The 17,366-nt window shown below is 43.6% G+C and carries 19 protein-coding genes and 1 pseudogene; 13 read left to right on the top strand and 7 right to left on the bottom strand.

Annotated elements, in window-relative coordinates:
• Positions 1-37: 37 nt before the first annotated feature.
• The 3 genes from MgSA37_RS20310 to guaA are packed head-to-tail and all read right to left on the bottom strand — an operon-like array spanning position 38 to position 3,928.
• The gene (locus tag MgSA37_RS20310; RefSeq protein ID WP_096354519.1) at positions 38-1,198 is read right to left on the bottom strand and encodes an RsmB/NOP family class I SAM-dependent RNA methyltransferase; all 1,161 of its coding nucleotides are present in this window, start codon (positions 1,196-1,198) and stop codon (positions 38-40) included.
• Positions 1,195-2,442: an ABC transporter substrate-binding protein gene (locus MgSA37_RS20305; protein WP_096354517.1), complete on the bottom strand. Its 1,248-nt coding sequence runs from the start codon at positions 2,440-2,442 to the stop codon at positions 1,195-1,197. Before MgSA37_RS20305 ends, MgSA37_RS20310 begins: the two co-directional genes overlap by 4 nt.
• Positions 2,399-3,928, bottom strand: coding sequence for a glutamine-hydrolyzing GMP synthase (gene guaA / locus MgSA37_RS20300; RefSeq protein ID WP_096354515.1), 1,530 nt, complete (start codon positions 3,926-3,928; stop codon positions 2,399-2,401). The genes MgSA37_RS20305 and guaA overlap by 44 nt, the downstream gene beginning before the upstream one ends.
• Before the next feature lie 138 nt (positions 3,929-4,066).
• Here guaA and MgSA37_RS20295 point away from each other — a divergent pair, with 138 nt between their 5' ends.
• From MgSA37_RS20295 to MgSA37_RS20240, 12 genes and pseudogenes are all read left to right on the top strand, one after another.
• The gene (locus tag MgSA37_RS20295; RefSeq protein WP_096354513.1) at positions 4,067-4,423 is read left to right on the top strand and encodes a hypothetical protein; all 357 of its coding nucleotides are present in this window, start codon (positions 4,067-4,069) and stop codon (positions 4,421-4,423) included.
• Between the two features lie 124 nt (positions 4,424-4,547).
• Entirely contained in the window at positions 4,548-5,303 is a 756-nt protein-coding gene (locus MgSA37_RS20290; RefSeq protein ID WP_096354511.1) for a nucleotidyltransferase domain-containing protein, read from the top strand.
• Entirely contained in the window at positions 5,300-6,364 is a 1,065-nt protein-coding gene (locus MgSA37_RS20285) for a nucleotidyltransferase domain-containing protein (protein WP_096354510.1), read from the top strand. The genes MgSA37_RS20290 and MgSA37_RS20285 overlap by 4 nt, the downstream gene beginning before the upstream one ends.
• 96 nt (positions 6,365-6,460) lie before the next feature.
• Positions 6,461-6,856: a toxin-antitoxin system YwqK family antitoxin gene (locus MgSA37_RS20280; RefSeq protein WP_096354508.1), complete on the top strand. Its 396-nt coding sequence runs from the start codon at positions 6,461-6,463 to the stop codon at positions 6,854-6,856.
• A 285-nt stretch (positions 6,857-7,141) separates the two neighbouring features.
• Positions 7,142-7,675, top strand: coding sequence for a GNAT family N-acetyltransferase (locus MgSA37_RS20275; protein WP_096354507.1), 534 nt, complete (start codon positions 7,142-7,144; stop codon positions 7,673-7,675).
• A gap of 59 nt (positions 7,676-7,734) precedes the next feature.
• Positions 7,735-8,013 carry a pyrimidine/purine nucleoside phosphorylase gene (locus MgSA37_RS20270; RefSeq protein ID WP_096354505.1) on the top strand — a complete coding sequence of 93 codons (279 nt, stop codon included), beginning with the start codon at positions 7,735-7,737 and terminating at the stop codon, positions 8,011-8,013.
• Positions 8,014-8,052: 39 nt separating this feature from the next.
• Complete coding sequence (locus MgSA37_RS20265) at positions 8,053-8,859, top strand: pyrroline-5-carboxylate reductase family protein (protein ID WP_096354504.1); 807 nt, start codon at positions 8,053-8,055, stop codon at positions 8,857-8,859.
• Positions 8,860-9,046: 187 nt separating this feature from the next.
• Positions 9,047-9,895, top strand: a complete 849-nt coding sequence (locus MgSA37_RS20260) for a methylated-DNA--[protein]-cysteine S-methyltransferase (RefSeq protein WP_096354502.1) — start codon at positions 9,047-9,049, stop codon at positions 9,893-9,895.
• Between the two features lie 62 nt (positions 9,896-9,957).
• A pseudogene (locus MgSA37_RS20255) lies at positions 9,958-10,662 on the top strand (2OG-Fe(II) oxygenase).
• Entirely contained in the window at positions 10,659-10,940 is a 282-nt protein-coding gene (locus MgSA37_RS20250) for an Ada metal-binding domain-containing protein (RefSeq protein ID WP_096354501.1), read from the top strand. Before MgSA37_RS20255 ends, MgSA37_RS20250 begins: the two are co-directional and overlap by 4 nt.
• Positions 10,941-11,031: 91 nt before the next feature.
• Positions 11,032-11,631 carry a tetratricopeptide repeat protein gene (locus MgSA37_RS20245; RefSeq protein ID WP_096354499.1) on the top strand — a complete coding sequence of 200 codons (600 nt, stop codon included), beginning with the start codon at positions 11,032-11,034 and terminating at the stop codon, positions 11,629-11,631.
• Positions 11,632-11,658: 27 nt separating this feature from the next.
• A complete protein-coding gene (locus MgSA37_RS20240) occupies positions 11,659-11,964 on the top strand; it encodes a hypothetical protein (protein WP_096354497.1) in 306 nt (101 codons plus the stop codon).
• Positions 11,965-12,082: 118 nt separating this feature from the next.
• Here the strand turns inward: MgSA37_RS20240 and MgSA37_RS20235 are convergent, their stop codons facing one another.
• Positions 12,083-13,192 (bottom strand): AI-2E family transporter, encoded by a 1,110-nt coding sequence (locus tag MgSA37_RS20235; protein ID WP_096354495.1) that lies wholly within the window; start codon positions 13,190-13,192, stop codon positions 12,083-12,085.
• A 205-nt stretch (positions 13,193-13,397) separates the two neighbouring features.
• Here MgSA37_RS20235 and MgSA37_RS28620 point away from each other — a divergent pair, with 205 nt between their 5' ends.
• A complete protein-coding gene (locus tag MgSA37_RS28620; protein ID WP_172885350.1) occupies positions 13,398-13,574 on the top strand; it encodes a DUF6496 domain-containing protein in 177 nt (58 codons plus the stop codon).
• Between the two features lie 196 nt (positions 13,575-13,770).
• Here MgSA37_RS28620 and MgSA37_RS20225 read toward each other — a convergent pair whose 3' ends face one another.
• From MgSA37_RS20225 to MgSA37_RS20215, 3 genes are all read right to left on the bottom strand, one after another.
• Positions 13,771-14,754: a Gfo/Idh/MocA family protein gene (locus MgSA37_RS20225; protein WP_096354493.1), complete on the bottom strand. Its 984-nt coding sequence runs from the start codon at positions 14,752-14,754 to the stop codon at positions 13,771-13,773.
• Positions 14,755-14,780: 26 nt separating this feature from the next.
• On the bottom strand, positions 14,781-15,770 hold the full coding sequence (gene mgrA, locus MgSA37_RS20220; protein WP_096354491.1) for an L-glyceraldehyde 3-phosphate reductase: 990 nt from the start codon (positions 15,768-15,770) through the stop codon (positions 14,781-14,783).
• A 248-nt stretch (positions 15,771-16,018) separates the two neighbouring features.
• A complete protein-coding gene (locus tag MgSA37_RS20215; protein ID WP_096354490.1) occupies positions 16,019-17,344 on the bottom strand; it encodes a bifunctional folylpolyglutamate synthase/dihydrofolate synthase in 1,326 nt (441 codons plus the stop codon).
• Between the last annotated feature and the right edge of the window lie 22 nt (positions 17,345-17,366).

Here is a 17,366-nt window from a genome sequence, read left to right as displayed (position 1 = left end):
TAAGTTAACAATTCAAGCCGGATAAATCAAAAATTCCCTAGGGGGCTAGCCGCGCCACAAACATCGTATCCGCCTTATTCCCATACCCTTTTAAAACCGTTTGCTCCTCCAGCTTCAACCCCATTTCTTTCACCATAAAACTCACTATATCCTCATTCTCCGCTTTAAAAACAGAACACGTGATATAAACGAGCGGTTTACCGGGTTTAAGGTATTTAACCACATTGCGTGCGATGCCTTGCTGCAGGCGCTGGAAGAATTCAATCTTATGGGTATCAAATTGGCTGATCATCTCCGGCGTGCGACCCCAGGTGCCGGAACCGCTGCAGGGGGCATCAAGAATAATACCGTCGAAGGCGTAATCATGGAGGAGCAGATCGTTGTTTTGAGTAAGATCGAGCAGCTTTTTTTGGTATTTGGTAAGTCCCGCCTGCTGAAAGCGTTCATCCAAATTGGCTAAAATAGACTCGCGGATATCGGATACCACCAGTTTTACGGTGGGTTCCTGGTCGTGCAATAAAAGCGATTTGCCGCCTGACGCTGCGCAGGCATCCCACCAGTAATCCCATTTATTGGGCTTAAAATATCGGGCGGTTTGCTGCGAGGAATAATCCTGCACTTCGTACCAATGTGGATTGGTAATTATAGTTTCCAGCCGGGTACCGTTGGGCAGGGCTAAACAGCCGTTGCCTTCATCTTTAAAAGCAACTTCGGCAACAGCCAGTGCCGCTTTTACCTGGTTTTCAAAACCTTTATATACCCTGATAAACAGGTCCGGCTGAACAAAAAACGATTTTAGAAATGCATCTTTATCAATGTTTGCTGAAAGCTGAGTTGTCCATGGGAAAACATCATCCAAAGCAAAATCCGGGTGTACGGCTTTTACCATGGTCAGTTTATCGGTTAGGGTAAAATCAATACAGGCGGCCCATTCGGGTTTAAAATGCTGTAGAAATGAGTTGAGCTGCGTATTGCACAAAAACTCTGCTATAAAAAGGCGTTCATCGGCCGGTAAATTGGGTAATGCCCGGCCCAGGCGGAAATAATTATAAACCAAACGACTGGCAACCCGCCGGTCGGTTGAGCCCATCTGCTTGTTCTGGCGGTAAAAGCCGGGTAGAAATTTGCTTAAGGGCGTTTCTGCCGGATATTCATCCAAAATACGCTGAAACGTTTTAAGCTGGTTTATTGCCTTCATTCTACCTTTTTCAGCTCAAAGTTAGCATATTTATACACGGAAACATGGGTATTTATCCATCCAAGCCCTGCTTTTTTCTCAAACTTAAAATCATTATGCAAACCCGAAAAATCCGTTTGCGCCAAATTTTTAAGATTACCCGCTGAAAGTTGCCGCCCCAAATACATGCCTTCGTCAAATCCTTTTATGGCGAATGCGGTGGCATCGGTATGGTAGGTTTCGCGGTAGCGCCGCATAAAGGCAACGATGTTTTCGGCTTTGTAATTGATCCGGTCAGACGATGTAATATAGGTATCCAGCCGTTGCAGCAACTCGGCCTTTAAAAAGGAAAAGTTAACCCAATTGGGATGCCCGAAAACGGTTACCGGGTACAAATTATGCAATGAATCCAACGACCGCAGCGTGATGGTTAAAAAATGCTGGTCGGTTGCTGGTATGATAAATATATTTGCGCCGGTAGTACTGAATTGCGGCACCAGTGAATTTAACTGGCCGTGGATCACCGTTAGGGTAATTATTTTGATGTGCTTTTTCCCCAGGCTGTCAATTGCCCTTTTTAAGGGGATGAGGTATTCATTTTCTTCATTAAAGCCCGAGCGCAACACAAACACCTTCTCAGGATTGATTTTTTCCTTGATATACCTCGCGGCTGCCCAGGCATGGTACTCCAGCGGCGGTATCATGGTAATTACCTGCTGGTTTTTGTAAGCGGAAGGCGACGCCGGCGACAGTGGGGAAACCACGGGCTGGTGCATGCTGGTAAAGTTACCGGTAAAAGCTTTTATATCATCCGGAAACACAGGGCCCACCACCAGGTCGCTGGCCCTTATGGCAGGATTATTGGCGAGGCTGTGCGATTGCGCTTTGTCGCCCCGGGTATCATAAACCATCAGCTTATAATTATACCCCTGGCCTGTAAGCGAATCGAGCGCTAATTTAAAGCCCTGGTAATAGCCAAGGGCAATGTCAGCTTCGTGCAGGCTTGATGTGGTATAGGACGCCCCCGGCGCCAAATGATCGAGCCCAAAAGGCAGCAATAAAGCTATCGTGGATGTTTTTGGCGCTGCCGGCTTATTCTCCTTTTCGGGTGTTTTATCGGCGGCCTTTTCCGGTTCCTTATGTACAGGGCGTACCGTTACAGGCTGCAGTTTTGGTGAACATGCAGCCCCCAGCAGCGCTATAAATAAAAAGATGAACCACCTATTCCCACTCAATGGTTGCAGGCGGTTTACTACTGATGTCATATACTACCCGGTTAATTCCTTTTACATTGTTGATGATCTCGTTACTGATCTTCGCCAGCAAGTCATAAGGCAGGTGGCACCAATCGGCTGTCATCCCGTCTAACGATTCCACTGCGCGCAGGCAGATCACGTTTTCGTAAGTGCGTTCATCGCCCATAACACCTACCGATTGTACCGGTAGAAATATGGACCCTGCCTGCCAAACTTTATCATAAACACCGGCCGACCGCAAATTGTTGATATAAATCGCATCGGCTTCCTGTAAAATAGCCACTTTTTGTGGTGTAACTTCGCCTAAGATCCTGATGGCCAGGCCCGGACCAGGGAAAGGGTGCCTGCCTAAAATGTTCGGATCAATGCCCAAAGCCTTGCCTACACGGCGTACTTCGTCTTTAAATAAGGTATTTAAGGGCTCAACTACCTTTAGTTTCATAAAATCAGGCAGCCCGCCCACATTATGGTGCGATTTAATGGTGGCCGACGGCCCTTTTACCGAAACGGACTCGATCACGTCGGGGTAGATAGTGCCTTGTCCCAGCCATTTCACATCCTCCACCCGGTGCGCCTCATCATCAAAAACTTCGATGAATACGCGGCCTATAGCTTTACGCTTTTTCTCGGGATCGGTTAAGCCAGCCAAAGCATCATAAAAACGCTGTTTGGCATCAACCCCCTTTATATTGAGGCCCATGTGCTGGTACGAATCCAATACCGATTGGTATTCATCCTTGCGCAGCAGCCCGTTATCTACAAAAATACAATGCAGGTTTTTGCCGATGGCATGGTGCAGCAATACCGCCGCCACCGATGAATCCACACCGCCGGATAACCCCAATACCACTTTATCATCGCCCAGCTTTTCTTTAAGTGCAGCTATCGACGTTTCAACAAAGGAATCAGGCGTCCAGTCCTGGCTGCAACCGCAGATATCCACCAAAAAGTTAAACAGCAATTGCTTGCCATCAACACTGTGTGTTACTTCCGGGTGGAACTGGATACCGTATGTTTGTGTGTTTTTTACATGGAAAGCGGCAACTTTAACCGTATCCGTACTGGCGATCACCTCAAAATCATCACCAATGCTGGCAATGGTATCCCCGTGAGACATCCACACCTGCGAACCAGGTAATATCAGCTTAAAAAGCGGGTTATGCTCGCTGATGTATTGCAAATTGGCGCGGCCGTATTCGCGCGTGCTGGAAGGCAATACTTCGCCGCCGTTATTGTGCGCGATATGTTGTGCTCCATAGCAAACGCCTAAAACAGGCAAAGTGCCATGAAATTTTTTAAAATCGAAATTGGGCGCGTCGTCCTGTCTTACAGAGTACGGGCTGCCCGAAAGGATGATGCCCTTTACACTGCTGTCAACTTCAGGAAAATGATTGAATGGGTGGATCTCGCAGTAAATATTGAGCTCCCTGACACGGCGCGCGATGAGTTGCGTAAACTGCGAGCCAAAGTCAAGAATAAGGATTTTTTCTTGCATGGGCAAAGATAGAGATTAGATTTGAGATGTGAGATATGAGATGTGAGAATTTCGGGTTTCGAATTTTGGATTTCGGATTTTTTGAAACATATGCTATAGAATTCTCAAATAAGCATTAGTTTTAGGTAATTAATCAGTATGAAAATTTTAATTTCCCTTGCCTTTTCCCTTATCGTTATTGTAACCCCAGCCGGATCACAGGATTTGCCCGCCAATAAAACGGAACGAAAAATTGTCCGACTGATAACAAACTTGCCCGAAATTGTTGCTGATAATAAATACATGACTAAAAAAGGTAGGCCTTACATCATATATATTGAAAATAAGGCCGGGGATTTGGATAATTGTTACCATGTAGCTGTTTCCGAATACAATGGGGTAAACCTTGTACCCCATCATAGATTTCTTGTAGAGGCTAAAACTTATCGGATATATTACTTGGATTTTTGGAATGATAATTTTAAGCCCTCCTCTCAACGTATGGCGGAAACGTAAGGGCTTTAAAGCTGGCCCAATATAAGTTTTCACAATCCTTTCTATTTATATAAATCCAATTAATCCCCAAAATCCATTTCATCCAGGCTCGGACAATAGTTGGATTGTTGTAAATTGCGACTATATGCTCGAAATTATAAAAGAAAAATTACGCGAATTAGAAAAGGAAAATCATATCAGGATTTTATATGCCTGTGAATCTGGCAGCAGGGCTTGGGGATTTCCATCGCCTGACAGCGACTTTGACGTTCGTTTTATTTACGCCAGGACGACCAATGACTACCTCAGCATTCATGAAATCGGCGATGTTATTGATTTACCTGTTAATGAAGTGCTTGATATTGGTGGATGGGATGTTAAAAAAGCGCTGAAACTATTTTTAAAATCGAACGGACCGCTATATGAATGGCTACAATCGCCGATAGTTTATATGGATGAATCGGGTTTAGCACCTGAATTGCAACAATTAATGCCCAAATACTTTTCATTAAGGGCCGCTGGTAATCATTATTTATCGATGGCAATTAATACAGTTAATGACGATTTGCAAGGCGACCAGATAAAAATGAAACGTTATTTTTATGCATTGAGGTCGGCATTAGCCTGTAAATGGATAGTCGAAAGGCAAACCGTTCCGCCAATGGAGTTTGGTGCATTGCGGGTGCTGGTTGATGATAAATTTTTCCAAAGGGATATTGACGAACTGCTGAAACTGAAGGCGGTAAGCGATGAAAAAAAGCTAATTAAACCTTTCCCTGTTTTGGATGATTGGTTAAATGCAACTTTGACAATGTGCAAAGAATTAATGGGGCAAATACCCTCTAACCATCAGCCTGCAGGTGAATTGAATGCTGTTTTTCGCAAATACATCGCATTATGAATTTTGCCCAGTTACAACAACAACGGGAATTTATCCTTTTGGATTGTATCAGTGGAAGTCGGGCTTACAATCTGAATTTGCCAGGCTCTGATATTGATAAGAAGGGCATTTTTATCCTGCCAAAAAAGGAATTGTATGGTTTTGAATCCTGCGAGCAGGTATCAAATGATAGTAATGATGAAGTTTATTTTGAGATTAAACGATTTCTGGAGCTATTAACAAAAAACAATCCGAATATCCTCGAGTTGTTGAACACCCCCGCTGATTGTGTGCTCTACAAGCATCCTTTAATGGATAAGATAAAGCCGTCCGACTTTTTGTCAAAATTATGCCTTGATACATTTGCCGGTTATGCCCAGACACAAATCAGGAAAGCAAGGGGTTTGAATAAAAAGATCAATAAACCAATGGCAAACGCACGGAAATCTGTTCTGGATTTTTGTTATGTAATTTACAAAAATGGAAGTGTGCCGTTAATTTCATGGTTGAAAGAAAATAATCTTGTTCAGGAAGATTGTGGCTTGGTTAATTTGGATCATTTCAGAAATGTTTATTTACTATACCATCAAAAGCAACTGTCAGGTGGTAGCTGGTTTAAAGGGATAGTTTCCGGGCGAGATTCGGACGACGTTCAGTTGAGTTCCGTACCTGAAAATATTGAACCATTGGCGACAATGAATTTTAATAAAGATGGCTATTCAACCTATTGTAAAGAGTACAAAGAATATAGGGAATGGGAAGAAAAGCGAAACCAGGCGCGTTATGAAAGTACGCTATCACATGGCAAGAGCTATGACGCCAAAAACATGATGCACACATTCAGGTTGTTAAATATGGCGGAAGAGATAGCTTTATATAACCAGGTAATAGTACATAGAGAAGACCGCGAGTTCTTGCTGAAAATACGCAGCGGCATATTTGAGTTTGACGATTTAATGAATATGGTGGAAGAAAAGATGGAGAAGATAAAGGGATTATACAAAAAGTCCGATTTGCCCGAATACCCCGATCTTAAAAAAGCAGAAGATATTTTGATAGAAATAAGGGAAGAGTTTTATTAATTTTATTTCATCATGCAAAGATTACCAACTTTCTAATGTTTAAAAAGAGATTTGACAATTCGTCAAGAGTTGTCAAATCTAACCGAATAATAATCTATGATGAACAGTAATAAACGCGATGCCAACGGGCAATTACTGCATGGCCCGGTAAAGGAATATTTTAAAGATGGCAAAGTAAGCGCGGAAGGCAGATATGTACATGGCAGCAAAACCGGCGAGTGGAAATATTATTTTTTAAGCGGAGGACTTAGAGCCATCGGCAATTTTGTTAACGACCAGATGGATGGCCCCTGGAAATGGTATCGCGAAACCGGCGTCCTGATGCAAACCGGCTCCTTTAATAACGGCGAAAGAGCCGGAATTTGGGAGCGCTATCATGCCGAAGGCGGTTTATTTGATTCGGGTGAATATATTGGCGAAAAGAAAATAGGGGAATGGAAAACCTGGGATAAAGCAGGGAATTTAACAAAAACGAAGAAGTATAATCCTTAATATCTTTATAATGACGGAGCAAAAACGGGGTGCCATAAAAAAATTGAAGCTAACCCTCTTTTTTGCCTGCAAAAGAGAGGGTGAACGAGCCTGCCTGCCGCGGGCAGGCGTAGCGACGTTCGGGTGAGTCAACCCTGCGGACATTACCGCCAATGCATGGCGGCGAGTTGACTCACCACGACTTCGCTACGCTGGTCGACCCTCTCTGCCGAAATCGGCAAAGAGGGTAAGAAAGTTTCAGCTAATTATCGCTTTAAATATATTCTTTGAAAAACTACCCAATAAATGCCACTTACCACCCGCCTCGCCACGTTTGCTGATATCCCTGCGCTGAATGCAATGATCGTGCTATCGGTTAGGGGATTAAGTACCGCGTATTATACCCCCGGCCAGATTGAAAGCGCCATCAAATATGTTTTTGGCGTAGATACCCAGTTGGTTACTGACGGTACCTACTACATTGCTGAATTGGATGGAAAAATAGTTGGCTGTGGCGGATGGAGCAGGCGCAATACACTCTACGGCGGCGATCAGCATAAAGAAATTGAAGATCCTTTACTCGACCCAAAGCAAGATGCCGCCCGCATCCGCGCATTTTTTGTGCACCCGGATTATGCCCGGCAGGGGATAGGGACGCTGATCATCAATGTTTGCGAGGCCGCCGCGAAAGAAAATGGCTTTACCAGTTTTGAATTGGGCGCAACTTTGCCGGGCGTACCGCTTTATACCGTAATGGGGTATGAGGCGATTGAAAGGATTGACGCCCCATTGCCTGATGGCGAAGTTTTGGGCATCGTGAAGATGGGGAAACCTGCCTAATTTAAAATCGGGTATCCATATCTATTTCCGGGAAACTATATTTACATAAAATTAAAACGATGATTAAACACAATACCTATTTTGAAGGCAATGTGCAAAGCCTGGGCTTAGAAACAGAAAAAGGATACGCTACCGTAGGCGTAATGCAGGCAGGCACTTACCAGTTCGGTGCCACCGCAAAGGAAACAATTAAGATCATATCCGGTGTTTTCGGCACCAGGTTACCCGGAAAAGATTGGGTTAAAACCGGGGTTGATGAAGTGTTGCATATCCCGGCGGATACCAAATTTGATGTATTGTGCGAAAGTGACGTAGCTTATATCTGCTATTACGGATAGTACCAGGCATTTTTTAATGTTTATTTAGGTTGATAATTTATGCCCTTAGGAAAAAAGCAACTTCCTGATTTAAAGATCGGCATTATAGGCGCTGGTCAACTGGGGTTGACGATGGCGCAGGTTTTCATCAGGTCCTTTTTACCTGTTCAAAACCTGTTTATCTCCTTTAAGGGCAGTCCTCACACCAAAAAAACAATTGAAGGCTTTGGTCTATCGGATCAGGTGGTGCCAGTTGAAGAATTGTGCATGGCTGCGGATCTTGTGTTTATATTCATTCGTCCTCAAAGCTTTATTGATTTCAGGATAACATTAATCGGTGAGAATACTTTGTTTGTATCGGGGATGGCGGGCATTCCCTTAGCCAGCCTGCAAAAGGTTTTCGGTAAAAACGTATGCAGGATCATGACGAGCGGACCCGATACCATCCGCCAAAATAAGGCAATGGCTGCCATTTGCCCGTTTAATGAAACAGTGAACCGGATCATTACAACAAGCGGATTTACCCCGATGATTTTGAACAATGAGCAGGAATTGCATTATTTTACCGTTGGGGTTTGTTTGCCCGCGGCGCTTGTCCTGGCTAAAAAGATTGGAATTGATGTTGAAAGTGAGTTCGAAGATTTGAAGCCGGGTTATGCCGTCATCCGGCAGCTTTATGTATGGGCGAAAGGCGTAATTCCTGAATTTGCATCAGACAAGGACGCCGAAGATTATGTGCATAAAATGGCAACGCCCGGCGGAATTACGGAAGCGATATTAATCAATCTTAGAAAAAACAGGGATTTATTGCAGGCAGTGGAAGCAGGGGTAGAGCGAAGTATGGCTATTTCGGATGAGTTTAGTTGATTGGTTGATTAAGTTAGCGTGACAGCCAATTATAATCTTATAATCCTAAAAATCTTACGAACGGCGAAGCCATCTTGAGTTCCGTTAAAAATAAATTACTAACGAAAAATCATAGTCAAACAAAGCAAGAACCGGGTTTTATCCCCCGCGGCGCACGGGTACATTTGTGTTGTTAAATAATCAAATCATGAGCACACAGGAAAGTATCAATTACGAGCGCATTGCTGAGGCAATAAATTATATAAAACAAAATTTTAAGGAACAACCCAACCTGGATTTGGTGGCCGAAAAGGTAAACCTAAGCCCCTTCCATTTTCAGCGTTTATTTACCGACTGGGCCGGTATCAGCCCCAAAAAGTTCCTTCAATATTTAAGCCTGGATTATGCCAAAGGAATCTTAAAAAACGACCAGGCCACCTTATTTGATACTGCCTTTGAAACCGGCCTTTCCGGTACAGGCCGCTTACACGACCTGTTTATTAATATTGAAGGGATGACACCGGCAGAGTATAAAAATGGCGGTAAATCGCTCCATATTAATTACAGCTTTGCCGAAAGTCCGTTTGGCAATATCATCGTGGCATCAACGCTCAAAGGCATTTGCTATATGGCATTTGCTGATGACAGGGACGATGCATTTAGCCAATTGCATGCACAGTTTCCTAATGCCAGCTACAGCCAAATGGTTGACGTCCTTCAGCAGGATGCCCTGTTTATTTTCAAAAACGACTGGTCGCATTTATCCAATATTAAATTGCATTTAAAGGGCACCAATTTTCAGTTGAAGGTTTGGGAAGCCTTGCTGAATATCCCGGTTGGCGGTTTATCGACTTATTCATCGGTAGCAAAAGCCATTCACCAGCCAACTGCGAGCAGGGCCGTCGGCAGCGCGGTGGGTGATAACCCGGTAGCATTTTTGATCCCCTGCCACAGGGTCATCAAATCAACCGGAGAATTTGGCCAATACCATTGGGGCGCTACCCGTAAAACAGCCATCATTGGCTGGGAAGCGGCACAGTTGAGTTTGGTTGGTTAAAATTGGTTGATTAGGTTGACTACGTTATATTAGGTTGATTATTTGTTTTCTGAATAGTAAAGATGGATATAAGAGAAAGAATTGCCTTGCTGGATTGGGCCCGCATAACGGAAGATATGCACAAAAAAGGGTATGCCGCTGCGTCCAATGTTTTATCGGGCGCTGATTGCGATGAACTTATTAATCAGTATTGCAGCGGGAATTTATACCGAAAAACGATCATAATGGAGCATCATGGTTATGGTTTGGGCGAATACAAATATTTTCAATACCCCCTGCCGGCATTGGTACAACAATTAAGGGAATGCGTTTACCCAAAACTGGCGCCTATTGCCAATAACTGGATGCGTGTTTTAAACATCGATAAACAATTTCCCGGGAGTTTGTCGGAATTGCTGGAGCTTTGCCATGTCAGCGGTCAATAGGCCTACGCCGCTAATATTGCGATACAGCAAGGGGGGTATAACACCTTGCACCAGGACCTTTATGGCGATGTGTATTTTCCGATACAACTGGTTTTGTTTTTAAATGAACCGGGTGAAGACTACGAAGGTGGCGAATTTGTGCTGGTGGAGCAAAGGCCCCGGGCACAATCAAAAGCGATTGTGCTAAAGCCAAAAAAAGGTGATATGCTGCTGTTTACCACCAATTTCAGGCCTGTAAATGGGAGCAAAGGCTACCACCGTGTAAACATGAAACATGGCGTAAGTGAACTTACGGCAGGTATCCGGCATACACTGGGTATTATTTTTCATGACGCGGCATGATCAGGCATACTTCATTAGGCGATACAGCGTTTAAACGCAGCAGGAATTTAAAAATACTGCTCGATAAAAAGGAAATAACCTTTGCCGGCAACGTAAAGCTGAAAATATATGGTACATTGAATTGCTCAGCCGGTAAAAGGATGAAGCCTGCGAACCGGGTTTTCTTTTGTTTGGAAACAGAAGCAATTGAAATGGGCTACCGGCCTTGCGGGCATTGTATGGCCGGCACCTATAAAAAATGGAAAGATGCTTTAAATAAGTTGATTAAGTTGGATTGAGGTGATCCAATAAAAAAGTATAAAAAGAGATTTTAACTTTCACAATCAACTTAATTAACCATTCACTTAATCAACCCAATCAACCAATAAAATGCTAAAAAGGTTTTTTATATTCATATTTCTTTGCTTTACCGGACTGCTTGCACATGCGCAGGTACTTTCTGTTGACTCTGTTTACAGCAAATACCTTGATTTTAATTTGGCGCGGTTCCAGGGCGAACAGGACAAGGTTTTGGAGCTGGGCGAGGCCATTATTCCTTATGCAGACAAACTGCCGGAAAAAACAAGGATCAACTTTTATTTTGGCGTCGGCAAAATGTATGAAGATGATAGCCAGCCGGATAAGGCAATCGTTTTTTATGTTAAAGTAGCGGCAGCAGTGCCCGATTATTACGTGGCGCACCGTGCGCTGGGTTATTTGTATTTGGATAAAGCAAAAAAGATTGAAGCAAGAATGAACGATGCAACTGATAAGGCGGCAAAGGATAGTTTGTTTGCCACATATGTAAAGGCGGTACAAATGGCTTTGCCACACCTGGAAAAAGCCCAGGCCTGCGACCCCAGTGATGATACCCTTAACATCATTAAAGACCTGTACGCAAAGAGCCATAATACCGCCGGCCCCGATTTATTAAATGACCGGCTTAAACGGTTAAGTAAGGATTGTATGGATGTTTTGAGCGACAATTAAACAATTTTGTTTTATTTTGGCGCCTCAATGAAAGTCAGCAAAGTTGTAACGAAAATTGTTCTCAGGATATTTGTCATCCTGTTAGTCGCGGCCATGGTACCTTTGTTCCAGGGTGATCAAGCTAAATTACAGCATATTTATTTAACCTTTCATTATTCCTGGCAACTTGTATTTCCCGCAATTATCATTGTTTCTTTCCTTTTTCTGCTGATCACTTGTGGCCTTAAAAAATTTAACGAACCCGAAATGAACTGGCTGCTGGTGTTAAATACCATCATATTGCTGGCCTATATTATTGCTATTTCAATCAAGATAATGCAGATTGTTGGGTGAGTTTTAGGTAAAAGGTTAAAGGCGAAGGGTAAAAGGTTTTAAGATATGGTAGCATCTGGTCGAAAATTGTAATATTTTGTACCTTTTGCCTTTAACCTTTCGCCTTTCACCTAAAAAATCAGGTTTTATCTTCTTTAACTGCCTTCATTTTTTTTGTGGCTGATTTGCTTTCTTCCTGCCCGCTGCCCAATAAATAGCCCCAGGGTTTCAGGCTGTCAACCCTATCGAAGATGATCTTAGTGATGGCGAGCATCGGTATGGAGAGGAACATACCGGATAAACCCCATATCATTTCCCCCAAAATAATCCCAAGGAAGGTAACCAATGCATTCAGCTTTACCTTTGATCCGACAATAGTTGGCAATAAAAAATTTGAATCCACCACGTGTATAAGCAGTACACTTCCCGCTACTAACGCTGCATCTCTTACACTGCCTGTGGCAAAGGTTATTATCGAACTGAGCAGCAAAGCAGTAAAAATGCCCAGGTAGGGGATAACGTTAAAAAGCGCCACAATAATGCCAAGCAATACGGCATATTTAATGCCGATGAAAAAGAAAAACGTGCAGGCCAGGCAAGCCACTACAAACATCTCAAGCAACAATCCAAGGATGTATTGTCTTAAAATGCTCTGGATATTTCCAACAATATCATGCACCACCGCAGCATGGTCATCGCTGAAAACCCAAACAATAAAGCGGATAAGCAGGGCGCGGTATAACAAAATTAAAAAAGTGAATATGAGGATAAAAACGTAAAACAGCATAAGAGACGATACAGCGTCAAAAGTTTGGCCCACCACTTCGCCGCCTGATGCCATAATCTTTTTTGTGGTATCCTCAACATAAACCATCTGTTTGGAAGCATTGATATGGAAAGCGTGCTGCACCCATTCAGAAAGATCTTTTAATGATTGGCCCACCTGGCTTTTTAACATCGGCCAGTCGCTTGTAAGGCTTCCGATCTGCGAACCTACCAGGTACAGGATTCCTCCAACAAAGGCTAAAAGCAGCAGGATGGAAAAAAGAGAAGACAAAGTTCTTGAAAACCGTAGCCTGTTTTCAAGAAAAGTGGCTATCGGCAACAGCAAAATGGCAAACAGAAAGCCGAATATTAAAGGGTCGAGAATTTCTTTGGCCAGGATGACAAGGTATCCAAGGGCAATAAGCCCGACCAGCACCAAAGAAAGTTTTTCGTAAAAGGGGTGTTCTGCTTTTTTTGCCGGCATAATTAATTAAGGGGTTTAAATATATTAATCAGTGAACACCAGTTTTATTTAATGGTTTGAAGATAAGAATAATCGGGTAAAATTATTTTTTTAATAAAAAATCGTGGAGACGCCACGTTTTGCAATGCCGATTATTTTTTTTTGCAGAATGTTTTTGGCAATGATTTTGCTTGCGGAGATAATTGTTAACCTAATGAGAAATGTTATGGCAAAGTATTCAGTAAAAGCACAGGAAAAGGTGCGTGAAAACATGCACGAAATGAAAGAAGGCAAATTAAAAAGCGGCCGCAGTGGTAAAAAAGTAACGGATCCAAAACAGGCAGTTGCTATCGGTTTATCTGAAGCACGAAAAGAAGGCGCGAAGGTGCCGAAGCAGAAATGAGTCTGATTTTAAGTAGAGGCTGTTGCCAAAGTATTTCCATATAAAAAGTAACCGAATTGCATTTTGAAACTTTAGGTCTTTGTGACCATAGTGTGCTTTCTTAGTGCCCATTGTGGTAAAAAAACAAACCACTAACACTAAGTTCAAATTTTATTTCGTTTGCTTGTCAGTTCACAGACTTTTGAGACAGCCTCTGTCAATGGCTTTTATTTGTAAAGGCATCCATTATATCCATCAGCACCACCGCTTCATCAATGGAACAGGGATTAGGCCCTTCATCATTAAAGAAAGCGACAATTTTTTCGATCATGGGTTGCTGGATGTGTTCAGGATGCGTAAAATTTAAAGTTTGTTCGCCATCATCGGTTTTCCAGCTGATGTAATTACCAAAAAACGGGAAGGTTATTTTTCCTTTTGTGCCAATGATCTCGCAGGAATCAGTGGTTTGGCTTTCAGCAACATTAAAGCACCACGAACCATTTACCACTACTTTATTTTTAAATAATATTTCCCCGCAAACGTGGTCGTCAGCCGGTGTGGTATTTGATTGGTTTAGTGAAAAGCCATGGTAATGCTCCGGCTCGCCAAAATAATACAACATCAGATCGAGCTGGTGGGGGGCAAGGTCATGGAAGTAGCCGCCGCCTGACAGTTCCGGCTGTACCCGCCAGTTATCGGTAACATCAGCAACCAGCGCCGGCTTTCGGCTTTGCCACATCCTGATCTGCACCGTACGTACTGCGCCTATCAATTCACTATCCAGTAATTGTTTTACTTTTAAAAACATGGGCACCGCACGGCGGTAATGTGCAACGGTAAGTTTTTGGTTGGGATGTTGTTTTACGGCTTCAGCAATTCGCCGGGTTTCACCGGCATTCCGCGTTACCGGCTTTTCTACATAAACATTAAGGCCTTTTTTCAAGGCAGTTATAGCGTAATCCATATGCGATGCCGGCGGCGTTGCAATGTAAATAGCATTGAGGCCTTCGTGGTTCATCAGTTCGTTGGCATCGCTGTACCAGTTGCCTACACCATGCCGCAGGGCATAATCAGCCGCTTTTTCGGCATCACGGCGCATTACGGCAACCAGGTTGCTACCAGCAATTTTATTAAATGCGGGTCCGCTTTTTTTTTCGGTTACATTACCGCAGCCTATTATTCCCCAGTTGATTGTATTCATAATCGTATCAGAGGGATGTCACCCTATTATTTCAAAATGCTTTCAATTTGTGTCAATTCCTCCTCCGAAAATTCAGTATTATCCAAACATTTCAGTGAATCGGTGATCTGTTCGGGTTTGCTGGCGCCTATCAGCACCGAAGTGATGCGCTGGTCTTTCAATATCCAGGCCAATGCCATTTGGGCAAGTGTTTGCCCGCGTTTTACAGCTATATCGTTCAACTTTGAGATCTGGCTGATCCTTTCATCGGTTACATGGCTTTTCTGTAAAAAAACACCCGATTTGGCAACTCTTGAATCTTCAGGAATACCATGCAGGTATTTATTAGTAAGCAAGCCCTGTGCCAATGGTGAAAATGGAATACACCCAACGCCGTCTTTTTCAAGCACATCCAGCAAGCCGCCTTCCACCCAGCGCTCAAACATTGAATATTTTGGTTGGTGGATCAAACAGGGCGTACCCAGTTTTTTTAATATCGAAATCGCTTCGTCGGCTTTATCCGCCGGGTAATTGGAAATACCTGCGTAAAGGGCTTTTCCCTGCCTAACGATCAGGTCAAGCGCGCCCATGGTTTCTTCCAGCGGGGTTTCCGGGTCGGGGCGGTGATGGTAAAATATATCCACATATTCCAGCCGCATCCTTTTTAGGCTTTGGTCCAGGCTGGATACTAAATATTTTTTGGAACCCCAGTCCCCGTAAGGGCCATCCCACATGGTATAGCCGGCCTTGCTGGATATGATCATCTCATCGCGGTAGCCGCGAAAATCTTCATGCAGGATTTGCCCGAAATTTGTTTCCGCCGAACCCGGCGGCGGGCCATAGTTGTTGGCAAGGTCGAAATGGGTGATCCCGCTGTCAAAAGCGGTGTGCAGGATCTTACGGAAATTCTCGGCTACATCCACACCCCCGAAATTATGCCACAAACCCAGCGAAACTGCCGGGAGTTTCAGCCCGCTTTTTCCGCAGCGGCGGTATCGCATGTTTTTGTATCTGTCGGGTGATGGGAGGTATGTCATAAATGCTTGAAATGCTGTTTGCCGTTAAAATTAGCCTTTAAAAATAAATTCGAAAGGGTTTTATTAAGATTTACATCAGTATTTGGATTTTTGTCATTACGAGCGAGGGACGAGCGCGGCAATCGCGAACCTTGCATTTCCGCCAGTTCACTTCGCCAGACAAAGTTCGCGATTGCTGCGCTGCAATGACAAATTTTGTAAGTATGATACATTTGCGCTAACCGCATCCATCTTAAAAATGGCTAAGATCACACCACCTCTGCCACCACAAAAGTGCTACCCCCAACAAAAACCAGGTCGTTTTCGCCTGCGTTTTTTTGGGCCGCTTGCAGCGCATCATTAACCGATGAATAAACCTCACCGTTCAACCCAAAGCTTTCTGCTTTTAACTTTAAGTTTTCCGCTTCCAGTCCGCGGGGAATATCGGGCCTGCAAAAATAATAGGTGCAATCCACAGGTAGCATCGCTAAGATCTTGCTGAGGTCCTTATCATTCACCACCCCGATCACAAAATGAAGGTGATCATAGTTTACTGCCGCAATATTTTGCAATACTTCGTTTATTCCTTCGGGGTTATGCCCGGTATCACAAATGGTTAAAGGGTGTTTGCTTAAAACTTCCCAGCGGCCATGCAAGCCGGTTAAGGTTTTTACCTGCCTTAAGCCTGTTTGAATATGTTCATCCGTAATGTTAAAACCCTGCCGGCGAAGTTCCTCCACAGTTCTTAAAACCGTTTTTACATTTTTAAGCTGGTAACTTCCGGTTAGGTCAAGTTTTAAGTCTAAAGTCTTGAGTCTTGAGTCAGTAGTCTCAGGTGGGTAAATAACAGTTACCTCCAGGTATTCTTTTGTTTTTTTGTCTTGATTACTGGCTCTTGATTCTTGGTTCTCATCAACAAACATCTCCGAAGCAAACAAAATCCCGCTATTTTCTTTTTTTGCCTTGGCGATAAAAACATCCGCTACCTCTTCCTGGTATTCCCCGATAATAACGGGAATGTTTGGCTTGATGATCCCTGCTTTTTCAGCGGCGATTAATGGCAATGTATCGCCCAAAATATTCATATGGTCCCAGCCGATATTGGTGATGACGGATAGGAGCGGGGTGATGATATTGGTCGAATCCAATCGCCCGCCCAGGCCAACTTCAATAATGGCAATATCAACTTTTTCCGTGGCGAAAAAATCAAAAGCAAGCCCAACGGTCATTTCAAAAAAGGAGGGGCGGATCTCCTCAAAATCCGGCTGATGTTCAGCTACAAAATCAATTACCTCCTGTTCGCTGATCATTTCACCGTTGATCCTGATCCGTTCCCTAAAATCTTTAAGGTGAGGCGAAGTGTACAGCCCTGTTTTATAGCCGGCTGTTTGCAAAACTGCCGCCAGCATGTGCGAGGTTGAACCTTTGCCATTGGTGCCACCAATATGAACGCTTTTGAATTTATGCTGTGGATCATCCAAACGCCGGCAGAGTTCTATGGTATTATCAAGATTGGCCTTATAGGCGGATTGACCGACTCGTGTAAATAACGGAAGCTGGCTGTAGAGGTAATTAATGGTCTCCGGGTAGTTCATTGTTTTAGTCCATGGTATATAG

This window comes from Mucilaginibacter gotjawali, assembly GCF_002355435.1.
Taxonomy (GTDB): Bacteria; Bacteroidota; Bacteroidia; order Sphingobacteriales; family Sphingobacteriaceae; genus Mucilaginibacter; species Mucilaginibacter gotjawali.
The sequence above is the reverse complement of the archived record's forward strand: the minus strand, read 5'-3'. Positions and strand labels throughout refer to the sequence as shown.